Here is a 20,633-nt window from a genome sequence, read left to right on the forward strand (position 1 = left end):
AATGAAAAAAGTTATGTTAGTTTTTGGAACTCGCCCGGAAGCAATTAAGATGTGTCCTTTAGTAAATGAACTAAAAAAAAGAGCGTCTGTGGAAACAATTGTATGTGTAACCGGTCAGCATCGTCAGATGCTTGACCAGGTTCTGGAGGCATTCAAAGTTAATCCTGATTATGATTTGGCAATTATGAAAGATCGCCAAACGTTGTTCGATGTAACGATTTCTATACTTGAAAAAATCAAACCTATTCTGGAGAAAGAAGGACCAGATGTGGTGCTAGTCCATGGAGATACCACTACTACTTTTGCAACTGCCCTGGCAGCTTTCTATCTTCAGATTCCTGTAGGACACGTAGAAGCCGGGCTTCGAACGTATAATATTTACTCCCCCTATCCCGAAGAGTTTAATCGCCAAGCTACCGGAATCGTATCTCAGTTTAACTTCGCTCCTACAGAAAAATCTAGGCAAAACTTATTAAAAGAAGGTAAGGTAGAAGCTAATATTTTTGTCACTGGTAACACTGCTATTGACGCGCTGAAAACGACAGTACACGAGAAGTATACTCATCCTGAACTGGACTGGGCAGAGGGAAGCCGGCTGATTATGCTTACAGCACATCGAAGAGAGAATTTAGGCCAGCCGCTTCATCATATGTTCCGGGCAATTAAGCGGATAGTAGATGAGAATTCAGATATTAAGGTTATTTATCCAATCCATATGAACCCAGCAGTACGTCAGGCAGCAATGGAGATTTTGGGGGGCGATGAACGAATTCATATTATTGAGCCTTTGGATGTTCTGGATTTTCATAATTTCTTATCACGATCCTATCTAATACTGACAGATAGTGGTGGAATTCAGGAAGAGGCCCCTTCTCTTGGTAAGCCTGTCCTTGTCATGCGAGATACAACAGAACGACCAGAAGGTATCTCAGCAGGAACCTTAAAACTGGTTGGAACTAGTGAAGATACGATATATAAGGAATTCAACTTATTATTAAATAACAATATAGAATATGAAAAAATGAGTCATGCAAGCAATCCTTATGGGGATGGATTTGCATGTAAAAGAATTGCAGATATTTTAGAAAGTCATTTGTAAATTACTCATAAATGGAGGCAAAAGTGAAGCTGTTAAATGAACTATATGCATACCGTGAAATGATAGTTAGTTTAGTTCGAAAAGATTTGAGAGGTCGCTATAAAGGTTCAGTCTTAGGCTTTTTATGGACTTTTATTAATCCCTTACTGCAATTGATGGTATACACTGTTGTTTTTTCCGTTATTATGCGAGCGGGTATAGATAAATTTTATTTGTTTTTATTTGTGGCATTGGTACCTTGGATATTTTTCAGCTCTGCTATTACCGGAGGCGCAACTTCAATTTTAAGTCAGCAGGATATGGTTAAGAAGATTTATTTTCCACGGCAAGTATTACCCATCTCTTATGTTACCAGTTCCTTTGTAAATATGCTTCTTTGCTTTCTCGTTATTTTTTGTGTACTAATTATAACTGGTTTTGGTATCAATTTAAACGCATTGCTTTATCTTCCGGTGGTCATGATAGTAGAGTATATTCTGGCGTTAGGAATTGGATTGCTTTCAGCAGCATTAACAGTATATTTTAGAGATCTGGAATACATTTTGGGAATTGTAACTATGGCTTGGATGTACCTTACGCCTGTCATGTATTCTGTAGATTTGGTACCAGAACAATTGCTTCCAATTTTTAATTTGAATCCTATGACACCAATCATAATTGTATACAGAGATATTTTATATTATAAAACCATTCCGCAGATTTCCACACTTTTACATGCGTTTATACTGGGGCTTCTTATGCTTTTAATAGGCAGTGCTGTATTTTCTAGGTTGCAGAGAAACTTTGTGGAGGAGTTATAAATGGAACAGAGTAATGTTATAGAAGTAAAAAATGTAAAAAAGAAATTTAAAGTATTTTATGATAAAGGAACTAGTTTAAAGGAGAAACTACTGTTTCGAAAAAGAAACTACTATGAAGAACGTTGGGTTCTGAAAGGGATTAGCATAAATATTAAAAAAGGTGAGGCTGTAGGACTTATCGGAAAGAATGGCTGCGGTAAAAGTACTACACTGAAACTAATAAGCCGTATCATGTACCCCACAGAAGGAAGCATTGAGGTAAAAGGACGAGTATCTAGTTTACTGGAGTTAGGCGCAGGTTTTCATCCGGATATGAGCGGCCGTGAAAATATTTACACCAATGCATCGATTTTCGGACTAACTAGAAAAGAGATTAATGAACGAATTGATGATATTATAGCTTTTTCTGAGTTAGAAGAGTTTATTGATAATCCGGTAAGAACATACTCTTCTGGTATGTATATGAGACTGGCCTTTTCAGTAGCAATTAATGTTGATGCAGATATTTTATTAATTGATGAAATATTGGCAGTAGGAGATGTCAGCTTTCAGGCGAAATGTTTTGAAAAGCTGAAAGATATCAAGATTAGCGGTACTACTATAGTTATAGTATCTCATTCAATGGGGCAGATCGAGCAGATCTGTGATCGATGTATCTGGATTGAAAATGGATTAATTAGAGAAGAAGGTATACCTAAATTTGTCGACGATCATTATTTAACCTTAATGGAAGAAAAACGTTTGGATCGGATTGAAGAGGAGAAGATTGCCAAAAAGGGGAAAAAAGCTGAAGAATCAGTAGTCAGAATAACTGAAGCAGAAACGAAAGAAGATGTTAAAAGTTTACCGGAGCTTCCTGAATTTTGTGGACCTAAAGCTGTACGAAGAGGAAATAAGGTTGTTGAGTTTACAAATGTTTTTATTAGGAATTCCAGTAATGATATTGCTGAAGTTTTTAGAACCGGAGAAACTATTATTATTGAAATGACTTATATCAGCCATCAGTCACAGGTATCTACTAATTTTACAATTGGTATTACCAGAGATGATGGTGTATATTGTTATGGATCCAGCATATTGCTAGATTCCAACCATGTTATAACTGCAAATGAAACAGGAATCACACGAATTATCCTTGAAAATAATACTCTGCTGCCGGGAAAATATTATTTGGATATCGGCGCTCAAAATGCCGATTATTCACCTTATGACACAATCTGTAGCGTTTCTGAGTTTCGTATTACATCGCCGGTAATTAATGAATTTGGAATCTTAAGTCTGAAACATGTCTGGGAAGTTGATGGAATAAAAATAGAAAAAGCGGCTCATTAGGACTATATAGAGAATGGAGGAAATGATTTGAATCAATTAATTAATAGTGAAGAATACTGGGACAAGCGTTTTCAGACTGATTGGGATAAATATTCTGGAGAAGAACAAACAGAATTTTTTGCCGAAATAACCTGCCGTCTTCTTCCTGCCTGGTTAGTAAAATCTATACGCATGAATAAATATATAATTTGTGATATGGGATGTGCTTGTGGAGAGGCTGTAAATATACTGTCACAATATTTAAATACGAAAGTATGTGGTATGGATTTTGCTAATAGCGCCATAGAGATTGCGAAAAAAAAATATCCCATCTATCAATTTGAACAGGGTGATATTTCAACTCTGGATACAGGGAAAAAAATTGATATAGTTTATTGTTCTAATGTGTTAGAGCATTTTTATACGCCATGGGATATGGCTGAAAAGATGGCAATGGTCACTAAGCATTATCTTATTCTACAAATGCCTTTTCGGGAACAACTTACTATTGATGAGCATTTTTTTAAATTTGATACAAATATAATTCCTTTACAGATAGGTGAATTTACATTGGTGAATCTGGAAACAGTAAATGGAAGTGAAATTCCGGGTACGCTTTATCCTGACCAGCAAGTTTTGCTGGTATATTCTTCACATAAGGAGGATATTATAACTGCAAGAATTGATGATATCTACAAAGGAATAAAAAATTCTGATTTAATTCAATGGAATAATCAAAAAAAGGAAATCGAAGAATACTATAATGTTCAGATAGCAGAACTTAAAAATACACTAGAAAAATTAAATACTGATTATTCCTTAGTAAGTGATGAGTTCAACAAACGCGGATTATTAATTGAGACCTCGTCAAAACAGCTTACAGATCAAATCAGAACAAATAGTTTACTTCAGGAGGAAATTCAAAACCAGAAGAAATTAATGACCTCTTTAACTCAAGAAAACAATGAGACCATTGGAAAACTTACAAAGGCAAATAGTTCGCTTCAAGATGAAATTCAAAGTCATAAAAAAAAGTTGGCTACTTACGCTGAAAAAAATGAGGAGATTGCAAAGGAACTGGCAGAATATAGAAATAACTATAATTTATTAAAGGAAGAAATTAAAGATCTAAAAAGCATAAAAGAAAAATATGCTACTCTACTTTTAGAAAAAAAACAGTTAGATAAAGAGCTTCAAAATAAAGAAAGCATTATTCATAGAGCAAAACAAAAATGTGTTTATATGGCTTCTACCAAAACATTCCGTACTGTTCATTTTATGTTTCGTCTTAAATATCAATTTTTGAAAGGCACGAAAGATGAAAGGAAGAGTTTCGGTAAATGGTTGAAATCTGAACTCTGTCAAAAAGGCGGTGACTCTGAGCGCAGGTATAACCCGATTTGGAATGTGATAAGTATTCTTGATGAAGTTAGTGGAGCTAAAATAAATTCTACTCTAAAGGTGACTGATGATATAATGCTTAGCAATGCTCCTTTAGCAAAGCATCTTCAAGAAGAGCAACAGCGTTTGGTATCAAACATAGATTTGAATTCAAATGAATATATGGCTATTAAGGAAGTACTGAATTCTAATAAGGATATGAGGATTATGATATATCCGCATGTTGTATATTGGGAACCTTTACAGACTCCACAGCAGTTGTTGAAGGCCTTTGCCAATAATGGCTGGTTATGTTTTTTTTGTGAGCATCCGAGCCTTCAGAATATTTATCGGGAGGCTTATCCTGGTCTATTCATAGTGCATGAAAAGGAGTTATTGCAGGCTATAGATAACAGAGAGGTTTTTGTTCTCCTAACCTGGTTAGGTTCGTTGTCGTTCATCAATCAAATTGCCAACAAGCAAATATGGTACCATATACTGGATAAGTTGGATCTGTTTCCATATTACGATAAATATTATGATAAATTACACACTACAATAGTTCGGCAAGCTTCTTTTGTGAGTTATGTGGCTTCTCCGTTGTTAAACTGCTTGGAAAATAGAAGGGACCCTATTTATTTACCTAATGCTGTTAATCCAGAGGATTTTTTAAATATACATAATAATTATGTTCCAGAGGATATGAAGCCAATACTTTCTAAAAAACATAAAATAATAGGATATTATGGATATTTAGCCGAATGGCTGGATTATGAATTAGTGAGAGAACTCGCAGCTGCCAGACCAAATTATGAATTTGTTTTTATCGGTAAAGCAATTTATGATACATCAGAAATTGATAATCTCTCCAATGTCCATTTGCTGGGTTTAAAACCATATAAAGAATTATCAGATTATGCGAAATATTTCGATGTAGCAACAATTCCTTTTATTATCAATGATAAAATGGATTGTGTATCACCAATTAAATTTTTTGAGTATTGTGCACTTGGTCTTCCTGTAGTTACCTCCTCCATGAAAGAAATGGATAATTTTGTATGTGATTTTATAGCTTGTGCGAATGGTGTTGATGAGTTCTTATTTTATTTAGATAAAATGGTAACAAAAAAATGCCACGATTTAGCCATTGAAAATGGACCATTAATTGCATTGCAAAACACTTGGAATTCTCGCATTAAAATTATGGAAGATGTTTTTAATCAGGAATTGCAAAACATTCTGAACTCTGATTATGAAAATTTTGATGTCATTTTATTGGGAGTAATAGATTTCGATTATCGATATCAGAGGCCGCAGCATTTTGCAAGTCGTTTTGCAGAAAATGGGCATAGAGTGTTCTATGTAAATGCCAACCATTTTAATCCGGATTCAGTAGTTAGAATATGTAATGATTTATATGTAATTAATATATATAATGATCAGTCGACTGCAATACATTTGACTGATTGGCATGAACAGTTATCATTACTTCATGAAAAATTAGATAAAATAATGAATACTTATTGTATACGTGATGCAGTAGTAATTGTCGATTATCCCAATTGGATTTTTACGGCTGAACATTTAAGAAATTTGTATGGATTTAAAATAATAACTGATTACATGGATGATTTCACTGGTTTTTTGAATCCAGCAGAAAGTTTAGTAAAAGAAAACTGTAAGAAACTGTTGGAATTATCTGATTATGTTGTTGCCAGTTCTGAATTTCTTTATGATATAGCAAAAAAATTTAATAAAAATATTGAGATCATTAGAAATGGAACCGAGTATGCACATTTCCATAAGGCGGCAGTTGAACATAAGAATGAAAGAAAAATTATTGGCTATTATGGTGCTGTTGCTGAATGGTTTGATTATTCAAAGGTAATTTATGTGGCTCAAAATATGCCTGACTGTGATGTTGTAATTATTGGACGTGTTACAGCAGGTGAAAAACAGTTGTCCAAATATAACAATATTAAGTTACTGGGTGAAATACCCTATAATGAATTACCGAAATATTTAGAATGTTTTGACGTCTGCCTTATTCCATTTGATACTTCAACGGATTTAATAAAAGCTACTAATCCGGTAAAATTTTATGAATATCTTAGTGCTGGAAAAAAAATAGTTGCAACAGATATTCCTGAGCTGGAACCCTTTAAGGACAAATATGTTTATTTATCAAATGACAATCATCAATTCCTTGAATACATTAAAATTTGTCTGGAAAATAAAGATTGCTTAGCTAGCGACACTGAAAAAATGGCATTTGCATTAAAAAATGATTGGCAGATTAGATATGAAAATTTTTATGAAGTATGTAGGCGTGCTGTTCCTAAAGTAAGTATAATAGTCTTAACCTATAATAATCTAGAGATAAACAAAATATGCATGAACAGTATACTTCATAATACGGCCTATGCCAACTATGAATTAATTGTGGTTGATAATTGTTCTACAGATGGAACCACAGACTATCTAAGAACTTTGGAAAGGGACGATGCCAGAGTAAAGTTGATTTTGAACAAAGAAAATAAGGGGTTCGCAGGTGGTAACAATGTTGGAATAAATGCTTCTTCTGGAGAATATGTTTTGCTGCTTAATAATGATACAGTCGTAACAAGAGGCTGGATTACTGCAATGGCAAAGCATTTAGAGAACAATTCAAAGCTTGGTATGTGTGGACCTGTTACTAATTCTATTGGTAACGAAGCAAAAATAAAGGTTAATTATCATTCTGTAAAAGAAATGTACAGTTTCGCTTATCGTTATACGACTGATCATCTCAATTCCGAATATAAAAATCCTAATGTTCTTGCATTATTCTGTACTATGATAAAGCGAAATGTTATTGATTCCTGCGGTCTATTAGATGAAATGTATGAAGTTGGTATGTTCGAAGATGATGATTATGCAGAAGCAGTAAAGCAAAAGGGCTATGAGTTAGCTATCGCAGAGGATGCATTTATTCATCATTTTGAAGGAGCTTCCTTTAAAAAGTTAGAGGATAAAAAATTTCATGATATATATGATCAAAATAAAGAACGTTTTGAAAAAAAATGGGGTAAAAAATGGACAATGCATAAAAAACGTAAAGGGATTACTTGGGACACAAATTCAGAAGTAAATATTTTGTAATTACTAATTGGGGGCTATTAAAGATATATATAGATCTCTATAATTAAGCTTCCTTCTGATCATATAAGTCCCAGAAAAAGATGTTGTACTGAAGAGTTATGGAGATAATCCATAACTCTGAATTACGGCATATATGAAGGAGAAGTCATCTGTATAATAAAATTTAATATTTTACTTATAATTTTAGATAAAATATTTGTGAATGTATAACCATTAGCCATGTCAGTTGGAAGGGTGAGTATTAATTAAAAAGGAGCCTTACATAGATGAAACTATCTCAACACTTAAAAAAATTAATAGCGCTATTAGTTTCTTTATGGATTGTTTTATGGATTATTATAATACAAATTAAAAGAAATTACGACTCAATTATAGATGGGGGCTGTCTCAGGCTTGATGGTATCCTAACCTATTTTATAGCTTGGATTGCAGTACTCCTTATATTTCGATGGTTTAAAACACATAGTTTTAATACAAGAAATATAAGTATTTCTGAATGTAAACTAGTATTACTGCTATTTCTTATTGTTTTTTTACCTCGCTATATACTAATATCTAATTTTTCTGTTTTGCAGATCAGCGATTATGAGGGGTATTGGGAAATATCACAGGCGTTGTTTAGGGGATATCCAATTTCAGATGAACTAAAAAATTATATGGCAACAGTAGCTGTGAATCAATTATTGATATCTAAAATTTTTTCTATAAGTTACTTAATATGGGGAAATAATGTTTTCGCTCCTCTTATGCTTAATATATTTTTCACATTTTTATATACATATTTGTTTTACAAAATATGTAATAATTTTGTAGGGCAAAAGTTATCTTTTATAGGTGCAATATGTTTAGCCGTTTGGCCAGAAAATATATTAAATTCTGTTTACATGCTATCTGAACCTATGTTTTTAGTATTTCTTTTTAGCGGAATATTATTTTACATAAAATGTAAAACAGCATTCACACATTATAAGTGGCTATTTATAAGTTTATCAGGATTATTTTTAGGATTATCTGAACAACTACGATCTATTACAACTATATTTATAATAACTTTTGCAATTTTGATAATCTGCAACATAGAAAGCAAGAAAAAACTTATGGATGATATTCTTCAACTAGTTGTGATGTTAGTTTTCTATAACCTAGTAAAATACGGATATCTGTATTATGTAAAACAACTGTTAGGAGGAATGTCTACGCCCACCTTTGGCTGGCCTTTATATTTGGGAACGGATATTACAAATTGGGGATCATGGTCTGAAAAGGCAGCGCTTACCTTAACCCAGGTCAGAAATAGTAATTCGGTTGACAATGTGCAGAAAGAAATGTTACAAAAAGCTCTTATTAATATATCTTCATATGATTTAAAAACTATTATAAGATTAGTGCTTGAAAAAATGTATATACTTTTAGGACGTGGAGATGGTACATATAGAGATTTACAATATATTTTTGTTAATTCGCCTGAACAAATTTTAAGTGGTAACATACCAGCCATTATCTGGAGTTGGGGGAGTTTATCCAATATAATTTATCTGGTTCTTTTAAATACTTTTCTTTTGTCAACTGCATTTAAATCATCAATAACAGATAAATTGTTTTTTCAATTGCCATTTTGTGGAATTATGCTTCTCCATTGCCTTATCTATATAAGTCCCAGGTATCAATATCCTCTTTTACCATTATTATTGGCATGCAATATGATTAGCTTAAATTCGATTAATAGCACAGAAAATAAGATATTTAAGTTTCACTTACCAGGAGGTAATAAATGCGTTATAGCAAAATAATTTTAGGCGCTGGATTATATGGCTTATATTCCGCTAATGCATTAGGGAAAATGTGTAATAAAAAAGAAAGGGTATTAGTGCTAGAACATGATCCAACCCCTTTTCGTCGAGCAACTTACATAAATCAAGCTCGCGTACATATGGGATACCATTACCCACGATCCTATTCAACAGCTATAAAATCTGCTCACTATTTTAATCGGTTTATGGAAGACTATTCCTTTTGTGTACTAACAAAGTTTGATCAGATTTACGCAACTTCTGCAGATTTTTCTTGGACGAATGCATCGCAATTTAGAAATTTTTGTAAAAACACACAAATTCGGTGCGATGATGTTAATCCCGACAAATATTTTAATCCAGGAATGTGCGACGGTGCGTTTATGACAGAAGAATATACATATGATGCTGGTATACTAAAGGAATATTTGCTAAATCAACTGTCTAAATTTCCTAACGTAGAAATTTGTTATAATGCAAGTATCTCAGAAATAATTAAACAAGATACATATTTTAAATTAAATATGCAAAATGGAACTACATATGAAACTGATTTTTTGTTAAATGCTACTTATGCTTCTACAAATCAAATTAGCAGAATGCTAGGGTACGAACCTTTTAAAATCAAGTATGAATTATGTGAAATTATTCTGTGTAACGTAAATGAAAAGTTAAAAAATGTAGGAATTACTGTTATGGATGGACCATTTTTTTCCATTATGCCATTTGGAAAAACTGGTTATCATTCATTAACTGCCGTGACTTTTACGCCTCATATTACCAGCTATGAGGCGGTACCCACTTTCGACTGTCAAAAACGAAGCGAAGAAAAATGTTCTCCAAAACAATTGGGAAATTGTAATGATTGTCCTGCTAAACCAGAAAGTGCTTGGCCATTTATGTCTAGTTTAGCGAAAAAATATTTAAAAAAAGAGTATGGTTTTGAATACTCACATTCCCTTTTCTCAATGAAGCCAATTTTAAAAGTTTCCGAGATTGATGATTCGCGTCCAACTGTGATAAAACAATACTCTACAGATCCTACTTTCATCAGTGTATTATCTGGAAAAATTAATACAGTCTACGATTTGGATGAGGTGCTTAACAATGCTGCTAAATAAAGAAAAAAATTTTATATCGGCTGTTGTATATGTCTATAATCAAGAAACGCAGATATATCGTTTTCTTGAATTAGTTAATGAGACTCTTCGTAATAGTTTTGAAAAGTATGAAATTATATGTGTTAATGATGCATCTACAGATGGGAGTATAAAAGAAATAAAAAGATATGCATCTGCGGTCAAAGGGAATGTAATCAGCATATTAAATATGAGTTTTTATCAGGGCCTTGAACTATCAATGAATGCTGGCGTTGATCTGGCTATCGGGGATTTTGTCTTTGAATTTGATCTACCGCTTGCATCATATTCTTCTAACCTGATTATAGATGTTTACCAGCGTTCTCTACAAGGCTATGATATCGTCGCAGCCGCACCACTTCATGGGAAACGTACATCTTCAAAAATTTTTTATGCCGTTTTTAATCGTTTGTCTCACACTCAGTATCTTCTGCGTACAGAATCTTTCAGAATTTTGTCACGACGCGGAATTAACAGGGTTCATTCCATGAGTAGGACAATTCCATACCGGAAGGCTGTTTATGCAAATTGTGGTTTAAAGACGGATGTAATTACATATGATAATGAGAGCTATTTGTCATTTCAAGATAAAGATACCCTTCATAAGCAAAAGGATACTGCTTTGGATGCTATGATACTTTATACAGATATTGCATACCGTTTTTCTATGATCTTTGCTTATATTATGATGCTTATTACTACCCTTACAGGAATTTATACAGTTTGTATTTATATTGGAGGACGTCCTGTAGTTGGTTGGACAACTACAATGCTTTTCCTGTCTTTTGCTTTTTTGGGTCTCTTTGTAATATTAACAATCATCATAAAGTATATGTCCTTAATACTAAAAATAAATTTTAATAAACAAAAATATATTATAGAATCCATTGAAAAAATCACTAATTAAAGAGGATCTGCTATATGAAAACGATGTTAGTTGGTTATACTGGCTTTGTTGGTTCCAATTTATCTTGCCAATATAATTTTACAGAAAGGTATAATTCTAAAAATATTAAACATGCATATGGATGTAAACCTGATTTATTAATCTATGCTGGAATTCGTGCTGAAAAATTTCTTGCAAATCAAGACTCCAATAAAGATTTGAGCAATATTGAAAATGCTTTTTATAATATTCAGCAAATTCAGCCTAGAAAGCTAGTATTGATTTCTACTATTGATGTTTATAAAAGTCCAATAAACGTTAATGAGGATACTCCCATAATTTCTGAAGATTTGCAACCTTATGGAGCCAATCGTTATTATCTGGAACAGAAAGTTAGAGATTATTTACCAGAAACTTTAATTATTAGACTGCCAGGCCTCTTTGGTAAAAATATAAAAAAGAATTTTATATATGATTATATACATTATATTCCGTCCATGATCCAAAATGAAAAGTTTGGAAAACTTGCAACTGTCAGACCTGAACTTAATAACTATTACAAATTGCAGAATAATGGATTTTATAAATGCAGTGACATATCTTGTGAAGAAAAAGAAGCACTTAGAACTATTTTTAAAGAACTGGGATTTTCTGCACTTAATTTTACGGACAGCCGTGGTGTATTTCAGTTCTACAATTTGAAACATCTGTGGAATCATATTCAGTATGCATTAGAAAATGATCTTTATCTTTTAAATTTAGCCACTGAACCAATCGGCATTGCGGAGTTATATCATTATTTGGAAGGTAAAAAGTTTCAGAATATAATATCAAATAATCCACCTTATTATGATTTCAAGACTAAGCATGATACACTTATGGGCGGTAAAAGAGGTTATATTTTTGATAAGGATAATGTTTTAGCCGAAATCAAAACATTTATACAGGAGCAATCATGTTAAAATTATCAATATCAAACATTAGTTGGGATTCAAAATACGATCAGGAGATTTACAAATACCTTTTTGATAATAATATTCAGGGCCTTGAAATAGCACCTACCAGAGTTTTTCCAAATAATCCATACGAATGTGTAAAAGAAGCACATGATTTCAAAGAGTATTTATCAAAATCCTATCATTTGAAGATTTCCTCTATGCAATCTATCTGGTACGGAAAGACAGAGAAAATGTTTCAATCTGTAAAAGAAAGAAAGCTGCTTATGGAATATACAAAAAAGGCCATTGATTTTGCGGCTGCATTAGAATGCCATAATCTTGTTTTTGGGTGCCCTAAAAACAGAAGTATAAATTGTTCTGGTGATTATAATATAGCAGTGGATTTTTTCTCAGCAATAGGAGAATATGCTCATAATAGAAATACGGTTATTGCATTGGAGGCTAATCCGGTTATATATAATACCAATTTCATAACTTCGACTGCAGAAGCCTTTTCAATGGTAAAAGAGGTACAATCCGAAGGATTTCTTGTCAATTTAGATATTGGTACTATGATTTACAATGAAGAGCCTTTAGATATAATTGCTGATAATATAGATTTAATTAACCACATCCATATTAGCGAACCAGGATTGGCTGGTATACAAAAAAGAAAACTGCATAGGCAATTGGCTTGTATTTTAGCGGGCCAATACTCTAAATTTATATCTATAGAAATGGGAAAACAGGAGGATCTGCAACGAGTGTTTGATGCATTATCCTATGTGAAAGAGGTATTTTATGAAATATAACAGTATACCAGGTGTACCCAATTTTGTTTCTGAGGAATTTGTACAAAAAAAATCAAACTATTGTATATGCATCCCTATTATTAATGAAGGCCAAAGAATACATGATGAGTTGAAGCGGGCCAGAAAATATAAGATTGATACGATTGCCGATATTATTATCTGTGATGGCGGATCAATTGATGGTTCTACAGACAATACCTTACTGGAAGCATTGGGGGTCAATACTCTGCTCATTAAGAAAGGGCCGGGCAAACAGGGGGCACAACTGCGCATGGGGATCTGGTGGGCACTGGAACGAGGCTATAAAGGCATTATTACTATAGACGGAAATAACAAAGACAGTATTGAGGATGTACCTAAATTTATAGAAAAATTAGAAGCTGGCTATGATTTTATTCAGGGATCACGTTTTATCAAAGGGGGAAAAGCAATTAATACCCCTTTTCTTCGATATTTATCGGTACGTTTGCTTCATGCTCCGGTTATTTCACTAACAGCCCACCATCACTTTACCGATACTACCAATGCGTTTCGCGGACATTCAAGAAATTATTTAACCAATCCCAAGGTACAACCACTACGGGATATTTTCAATACATATGAGTTACTTGCATATTTGTCGACCAGAGCATCTCAGATAGGATTGCGTGTATGTGAAGTGCCAGTGACAAGAGCTTACCCTATAAAAGGAAAAGTCCCTACTAAAATTAGTTTTTTGAAAGGAAATTCAGAACTGTTAAAAATACTATTTTCTAATATGCTTGGAAAATATAATCCACAAAAGTGAGAGCCTGCTATGATAGAATCAATTAAAAAAAATAAAACTGGAATACTTCTCATGTGCTGCTCATCTGTCTGCGTCTGTCTAGGACAGCTTTTCTGGAAACTTTCTACCGGAGGGCAGACCTCGTTCCTTTTTGTTGGTTTCCTATTGTATGGGTTAGGCGCACTTGTTATGATGGTAGCTTATCGTTTTGGCAGCTTATCTGTTTTACAGCCAATGTTAAGCCTAAATTATGTTTTTAGTATCGTTCTTTCAGCCTTTGTCCTGAAAGAAACTATTACTCTGCTCAAATGTATCGGTGTCTTGATTATCATCTCTGGAGTCATATTAATTGCAGGAGGTGATGAGTCGTGAAGTATTATATCGTTTTAATCATCATGACTATTTTAGGTGCCTGTGGAAGCTTCTATTTAAAAAAGGCATCAGATGCAAAAAAAATAAAAATATTAGTTATAACGCCAGCATTTTATTTAGGTGGTTTATTATATCTGATATCAGCAATATTGAATATTTACATTTTGAAGTTCTTGGATTATTCTGTGGTACTTCCTTTAACTTCGATTACATATATATGGACGTTTGTATTATCCTATTGCTTTTTGAAAGAAGGTATTACACAAAAAAAAATTATAGGGATTGTCTTAATCGTTTTGGGAAGTATTATTATTGCAGTATGATAGAAATAATAATAGAATGTAAATGTCGATGCCGTATAATTAGATAGTGTCAAGCGTTGTTTTCCGCAAATTTAAATTTTGCCGACTGGCAGCCGGCAGTCATACGGCCATGTCATTAGAATTTGCCTCCGCCTTCATCCCACGGATACGGTCCATGTTCATATCGCGTTTGGTTCACCACTTAGTTCGGGCTACATGACGGAGTCTGGCGCATACAAGCATCAGGGCACTCTGTCCGTCAGGGAATACGCCAATTGCTTTCGTACTGCGCTTGATCTCATGGTTCAACCGCCCTGGAGTGTTGTTGGTACGAATCCTCGTCTAGTGCTGGAGGAAAATAGATATATGAAAGCGTTTCTTCGATGCCATTGTCAAGTTTCCTGGCAATGGAAGAGAATTTCATTTCTCGGAGCTTTTCAGCAATAAACCAGGCTTTCTAACGGGCGGCTGCGATATATTTAAATATGCTCATAAGCCTTTTTATTCAAGTTACTGATGGTACTAGGAGACACTTGCCAAGTAGATTTCTAACAGGGCTTCTTCTACGGAGGATTCCCTGCGGCGGTAGCGCTCAATGATGGCTGTTTCAAAAGGGCCCCCTTACAGCTTAGGGACATTAGATTCCGCTTCTCCGGCAGTTATCTGGAAATTCCTCTTATAGCGTCCTGAACGGTAACCCTGACGCCTGGCAGAACGCTCATATTTCTGGGCATTGGCCAATTCATCGGCTTCCTTCAGTCATTTGTACTCTGTGTACGTTTTTAATCTCTCGCCATAATAAAAGGCCTCCTATGATTTTTATTTTATCATAGAAGACCTTATAAATCTTAAATTACAAAAAACTTTCTCAGACTACTAATGATTAACGGAATATTCTCACCTGGCATTAAAGTTAAATCCAAAATTTCTCCACCGGTGCATGCAAAGAAATCTCCTGGCATTTCTCACCAATCATTTCATACAGCTTGCCCGCAAAGAAAATGTCGTGTACAGCAATTCCGATATTATAAGCGAGAATCCTCTCCCTGTCATCCTCCCTTCCCGGGGTGATGCCGTTCACTACATCAGTAATTTCTGAAAAGAATTTAAAATGGTCAAAATACTTAAATCCCTTTACATGATCGATATCATCAGCATATACTTTGTCGAAAAAAAGGTCGCAATTTGTGAACCCTCTGGTATGTATGGGAACAACCAGAACACCTTCTTTAAAATATTCGTCCGGGCAGACGTCGTGATCAAAAACTGTGGCCGCAGATATTATGACATCACTGCTGCATACAACCTCCTCATAAGTATCTAAAATTTCAAATTGAATTTTGCTATACCCATGAAAACGCCGGATAAATAACTCGTGTTGATTTTTATACTTCTTCAATTTAATAGTGAAGTTATTTTCCGGATATAGTGCCAGAAGAACTTTCAGAGCAGCCCGCGCCGTGTTGCCAAGCCCGATGATGCCGATTTCCTTAAAGTCCTTTTTGGCAAGTAGTTTAATGGCATGCGCAGCAACTGCACCTGTTCGCATAGTTGTAATCCAATTTCCATCTAGTAAAGCTAAATTTTCACCTGTTTTCAGGTTATATAACAATATTTGACTGTCGAGGCTGGGAGCCCGTTGCGGATATCTGGTAACAAGTTTCACTCCAGCCCAGTTTGCATGAGGAAGGATTGCCGGCATAGTATTATAAAAAACGCCTGGTATTTCCGGTTTTAGACTGATCTTTGGAGGAAGCAGGGCTGTCTTTTTATGACTAATTGTTTCAGAGACCCACTCATAACATTGTAAAGGTGATACAGCCATTTCTGTAATCTTATCAAAGGATATAACTTTCATATGCGGTCCCCTCTCTTTGTATCATTCGTGATCCATTACTTGTCTTAAAGCCTGGATAAACGCCTCATTATCTTCATGATTTCTTATAGAGACCCTGATAAACTGTCTGCCGTCGCAGTGTATCTTATTCGACAGATCTTTTATGAATATATCGTATTTTATCAAAAGTATAATTGCCAGTTTAGCTGAAGTCATGTCTCCCTTGAGTTCAATCATAAAAAAGTTTGCCTGAGACGGAAACACGCAGATGTCATGAATTTCCCTCAACGCGTCCCAGAGATACTTTCTCTCGTCCTTAAACTTATCCAGTGCCAACTTATAAGAACTCTTATACTTTTCGGCTATCTGCATATAGAATTCTCCGAAAGAGTTAATATTCCAAATTGTCAGCCCATTTTTTATAGTGCGGATAAATTCTTCGTCTCCTGAAGCCAAAATGCCAAGTCTGGCACCAGGAATACCATATGATTTGGAGATGCTTTTTACTACCAGTAAATGTGGGTATTCCCTTAAAATCTCTTCTGTAATCAGCGTATTATCCTGTTCCTCGGCGAAATCGCAGAAGCTCTCATCAATCAATAATCGGATATCCTTCTGTCCAGTCCAATTGCAGAGCTTTAAAAGCTCACTTTTGTTTATATAGTTGCCGGATGGATTATCAGGATTTATCAAAACCAGCATTTGGAGGTTCTTGCTATCAAAAAACGTGATAAGATCACTGCTGTTATATGTAAAATCTACTGGATCAGGAATGTAGACAATGCATTTATCCGGTTGACAGCGATTGGGATACTCCTCAAAAGTAGGGCGTATAAAACCAATATTGCCAGAGAATAAACTCAGGACATCTTTTATTAATTCCGCCGCCCCATTACCAACTACAATATGTTCCTGATGAACACCAAAGTTTTTGGCAGCTAGAAGAGAATTTACGGATGCCCCTGATGGATATTGAGTCAGAATCTTTTCTGTGTTCGCTTTTATTTCATCGATTAGCTTTTGCGGAGGGAAGTATGGATTTACCAAATAGCAGAAGTCCTTCAGCTTAGGATATCTCCAATACCCACCATACCTCACCTGAAGCAGTTTTAATTTTTCTTCCTCATCCGGAACGAACATAGAGGAGGCAATATCTAAATCCTGAATATCATCGATTTCATACCATAATTGCCCATCGAGACGTTTCGCCTTTATTTCCGGCTCGTCGAGCATGGTAATCACACGCAAAACCTGCTCGTAGTACTCGTTATTTCCCAGCGCCATAGAATAGGCCTCCAAAAAGGGAACATAATGGGTTTTAGAAAAATGTCTGCTGAATTTGTAAATATTTACTGTTTTGTAATAGAATGGAATATCTTCAAATCTAAACTTTTTACCGGGAACAAATTCTTTAATAGAATCGTCTTCACCGATTTTCACAACTGTGCCATCCATCCAGCCCTCATATTTATCTACCAATGCCAGGGTTTCTCTCGGATCTTTTACCAGCGTATCAAGAACTGCATCTTCGAAAATCAAGTCCGATTCCAGTAACAGAGTGTCATCTTCCAGCAATTTCTCCTTCGCCAGCGCGAGAGAATAGATATTATTTGTTTTATCGTAAATCGGATTCTCAATAAACTCTATTGTAGTAACCACGTTCAGCGTGCTAATATAATTAATGAGCTTATTCCCTTCATATCCCACCACAATAACAATTTTACTCAACTGCTGACTATCCAGCTGGCTTAGCATACGCTCAATTAAGGTAACACCATTGACCTTCACCATACATTTGGTATTACCAGCAGTGAGGTCTTTTAGACGCTTTCCCATTCCTGCAGCCAATATAATCGCTTGCATTTTTATCCTCCGTTTTTCTAATATGTGTGTTTTTGCCGTTTCTCCATAATTTTATCAATAATATACTGGCCTCCTATTTCTCCACTTTCTCCTATATGGAATACATAGGTATCCACCAGATTTTGAATCTGTTTTTCGTAGTGAACGCTTTCGCTTCCCAACAATCTCTTGATGGCTTCATTCAGTTTGTAAATCTCGTCCTTCTCCAATGAAATCCCGATTTTGTCACGAAGCGTGATATCAAGCGGTTGGTGTTCATAATGGATATAATCCTCATTTAAAACCTTCATTTTTGTATTGATGAATAGTGCCGGTTTTTTTGTTACATATGAGAATTCATATGCGATGCCGGACCAGTCAGTTATAAGTAAATCAGCATCAAAAACGGTCTTATTGGAGGAAAAATCGGTCTCGATGTCAACATTGGCATATTTACCGTTGCCCAGTTCTGATATGACACGGTTCATCTTTGCAGGAAAACGTTTTATAAATTCGGGATGCGGACGGATCGTTACGTGACAGTCAGAAGAAGCAAGCTGGGCCGCCATCTCATTAATACAGCTTTCCAAGATATTGTCTTCCTGCCAAGATGGGGCAATCAATATCTCCTTATGGTCTTTTTCCGATCTCGATATCTTTTGATAATCAGCCAGCATATCATCGAAAAGGCCATAACCGCAGTGTACTAAATTTTTCTCTGGCAGCTGATACATTTTTTCAGTCTCCCGAATCTCATCAATCTGGTGCTGTCCCACACAAAAAATCGTATCGAAGTGGTCATAAGCTCCCTTATTTACCACCATATTAGTACTTAATAAGCCATGGAACATATAGATATATTCCACGTCCTTTTTTACATAGGAACGCTTCAAATGATAAGTATTAAGATCCGGTGTCGTCATCACCATAATTTCAGAATCGACTTTCATAAACATCGGAATCAGCCGATTATCATCTATGAAATATGGGATGATCTGAGGATGGATCTTGTTAAAAATAGCATCCTTGGGATCACTGGTGACATAATGAATCTTAATATCAGAATGTTCGAGAATATACTCGATTACATTTTTAAAGTATTTATAAAATCCGCTCTTTTCTGCGTAGAATATAACTTCTTTTTGCTCATCCTTGCAAAAAGCCTTGTAATAGGTTTTGGCGCGAATCTTGTCCTCACGGGACAGCTGGAGCTTTTTGGCAAGCTCCTTACTCTCAGCTAAAGCCTCTTTACTCTTTTCCAATGCATCATAATTGATATAGTCTTTGGGCTTATACATCCAGTTGACCAGATACATGGCAAGAATCGCGAACAGATTGCTGGCTGTCCAGTAAAGTCCCACGCCCGCTGGAACGATCATTGCGAAATAAAGGGAAAATAGGACCAGAAAGACGGCCATTCCCCACCGGCCGAGAAATCCCTGTTCTTTTTGCAGTACATTAACATGATTCTGACAAATACACAGAAGTAATGAGCTGGCCCCAGCAATCAGAGGTACTACCAACAGAATATTCCAGTTACTAAGCGACGGTACAGCTGACAAGTCGATTCCGAAGAAAGTCATATCGAATCCCTGAATAGTCTGGATTACCGCATCCAAATCGACACCAGGAACATTAAGACTGCGAAAGGACTCTACAAACTCCGAATGCTGGAGCAGATTGATCGCCTTCACCTGAATGGAACTACCAGCCTCTGTAAGCCCTAAAAGTTCCATTGTATGGCTGGAAAATGCCGTAATCACACCTCCTGGAAGCCGCAAAAGATGCTGCAGCGGATTGTATATAACCTGCATTACACCGAGCACCAGGGGGATTTGTATCATCATGGGGATTAAGCCTGCCAGAGGATGATAGTTTTCTCTCTTATATAATTTCAGCTGTTCCTCTGAGGCACGATCCGGGTTGTCTGGAAACTGTGCCGTAATATTGTTTAACTCAGGCTGAATCTTCACCATCTTGATTGAGTTCTTTTGCACCATAATATTTAATGGATATAGAATTATTTTAGTCAGGAGTGTAAATACAATAATTGCCACCCCATAATTTTTTGTCATTAAATAGCAAAAGTACATCAGAAACCCTAATGGGATACCAACTGTAAAGTTTAAAAAATTGTTCATATCTAATACCTGTACGATCGGTAGCAGCCGATCTTCCCTTATCATCTAAAGATTTCGCAATGCGTGCGGCGTATAGT

At 35.2% G+C, this 20,633-nt stretch carries 15 protein-coding genes and 1 pseudogene; 12 read left to right on the forward strand and 4 right to left on the reverse strand.

The window, feature by feature from the left end:
• Nucleotide 1 precedes the first annotated feature (1 nt).
• From wecB to H8S75_RS19060, 12 genes are all read left to right on the forward strand, one after another.
• The gene (gene wecB, locus H8S75_RS19005; RefSeq protein WP_187022985.1) at nucleotides 2-1,099 is read left to right on the forward strand and encodes a non-hydrolyzing UDP-N-acetylglucosamine 2-epimerase; all 1,098 of its coding nucleotides are present in this window, start codon (nucleotides 2-4) and stop codon (nucleotides 1,097-1,099) included.
• 23 nt (nucleotides 1,100-1,122) lie between these two features.
• Nucleotides 1,123-1,899: an ABC transporter permease gene (locus H8S75_RS19010; protein WP_187022986.1), complete on the forward strand. Its 777-nt coding sequence runs from the start codon at nucleotides 1,123-1,125 to the stop codon at nucleotides 1,897-1,899.
• Nucleotides 1,900-3,231, forward strand: coding sequence for an ABC transporter ATP-binding protein (locus H8S75_RS19015; RefSeq protein WP_187022987.1), 1,332 nt, complete (start codon nucleotides 1,900-1,902; stop codon nucleotides 3,229-3,231).
• Nucleotides 3,232-3,258: 27 nt separating this feature from the next.
• Nucleotides 3,259-7,731 (forward strand): glycosyltransferase, encoded by a 4,473-nt coding sequence (locus tag H8S75_RS19020; protein ID WP_187022988.1) that lies wholly within the window; start codon nucleotides 3,259-3,261, stop codon nucleotides 7,729-7,731.
• A 266-nt stretch (nucleotides 7,732-7,997) separates the two neighbouring features.
• A complete protein-coding gene (locus H8S75_RS19025; protein ID WP_187022989.1) occupies nucleotides 7,998-9,521 on the forward strand; it encodes an ArnT family glycosyltransferase in 1,524 nt (507 codons plus the stop codon).
• Nucleotides 9,503-10,642, forward strand: coding sequence for an NAD(P)-binding protein (locus H8S75_RS19030; protein ID WP_187022990.1), 1,140 nt, complete (start codon nucleotides 9,503-9,505; stop codon nucleotides 10,640-10,642). The genes H8S75_RS19025 and H8S75_RS19030 overlap by 19 nt, the downstream gene beginning before the upstream one ends.
• Nucleotides 10,629-11,567 carry a glycosyltransferase gene (locus H8S75_RS19035; protein WP_187022991.1) on the forward strand — a complete coding sequence of 313 codons (939 nt, stop codon included), beginning with the start codon at nucleotides 10,629-10,631 and terminating at the stop codon, nucleotides 11,565-11,567. The genes H8S75_RS19030 and H8S75_RS19035 overlap by 14 nt, the downstream gene beginning before the upstream one ends.
• A gap of 14 nt (nucleotides 11,568-11,581) precedes the next feature.
• On the forward strand, nucleotides 11,582-12,508 hold the full coding sequence (locus H8S75_RS19040) for an NAD(P)-dependent oxidoreductase (protein ID WP_187022992.1): 927 nt from the start codon (nucleotides 11,582-11,584) through the stop codon (nucleotides 12,506-12,508).
• Nucleotides 12,502-13,296, forward strand: a complete 795-nt coding sequence (locus tag H8S75_RS19045; protein ID WP_187022993.1) for a sugar phosphate isomerase/epimerase family protein — start codon at nucleotides 12,502-12,504, stop codon at nucleotides 13,294-13,296. Before H8S75_RS19040 ends, H8S75_RS19045 begins: the two co-directional genes overlap by 7 nt.
• Nucleotides 13,286-14,083, forward strand: a complete 798-nt coding sequence (locus H8S75_RS19050; RefSeq protein WP_187022994.1) for a glycosyltransferase family 2 protein — start codon at nucleotides 13,286-13,288, stop codon at nucleotides 14,081-14,083. Before H8S75_RS19045 ends, H8S75_RS19050 begins: the two co-directional genes overlap by 11 nt.
• A gap of 9 nt (nucleotides 14,084-14,092) precedes the next feature.
• Entirely contained in the window at nucleotides 14,093-14,434 is a 342-nt protein-coding gene (locus H8S75_RS19055) for an EamA family transporter (protein WP_187022995.1), read from the forward strand.
• Nucleotides 14,431-14,757, forward strand: coding sequence for an EamA family transporter (locus H8S75_RS19060; protein WP_349768947.1), 327 nt, complete (start codon nucleotides 14,431-14,433; stop codon nucleotides 14,755-14,757). Before H8S75_RS19055 ends, H8S75_RS19060 begins: the two co-directional genes overlap by 4 nt.
• Before the next feature lie 177 nt (nucleotides 14,758-14,934).
• On the opposite strand, the pseudogene H8S75_RS19065 reads toward H8S75_RS19060, so the two are convergent.
• From H8S75_RS19065 to yidC, 4 genes and pseudogenes are all read right to left on the reverse strand, one after another.
• Nucleotides 14,935-15,492: pseudogene (locus tag H8S75_RS19065) on the reverse strand (transposase); the annotation flags it as partial.
• Nucleotides 15,493-15,649: 157 nt separating this feature from the next.
• The gene (locus tag H8S75_RS19070) at nucleotides 15,650-16,594 is read right to left on the reverse strand and encodes an ornithine cyclodeaminase (RefSeq protein WP_187022996.1); all 945 of its coding nucleotides are present in this window, start codon (nucleotides 16,592-16,594) and stop codon (nucleotides 15,650-15,652) included.
• Nucleotides 16,595-16,615: 21 nt separating this feature from the next.
• Nucleotides 16,616-18,436: an aminotransferase class I/II-fold pyridoxal phosphate-dependent enzyme gene (locus H8S75_RS19075; protein ID WP_187022997.1), complete on the reverse strand. Its 1,821-nt coding sequence runs from the start codon at nucleotides 18,434-18,436 to the stop codon at nucleotides 16,616-16,618.
• A 17-nt stretch (nucleotides 18,437-18,453) separates the two neighbouring features.
• On the reverse strand, nucleotides 18,454-20,601 hold the full coding sequence (gene yidC, locus H8S75_RS19080; RefSeq protein WP_349768948.1) for a membrane protein insertase YidC: 2,148 nt from the start codon (nucleotides 20,599-20,601) through the stop codon (nucleotides 18,454-18,456).
• Nucleotides 20,602-20,633 lie beyond the last annotated feature (32 nt).

The sequence above is a fragment of the Hungatella hominis genome (assembly GCF_014288005.1).
GTDB classification, from domain to species: domain Bacteria; phylum Bacillota; class Clostridia; order Lachnospirales; family Lachnospiraceae; genus Hungatella; species Hungatella effluvii.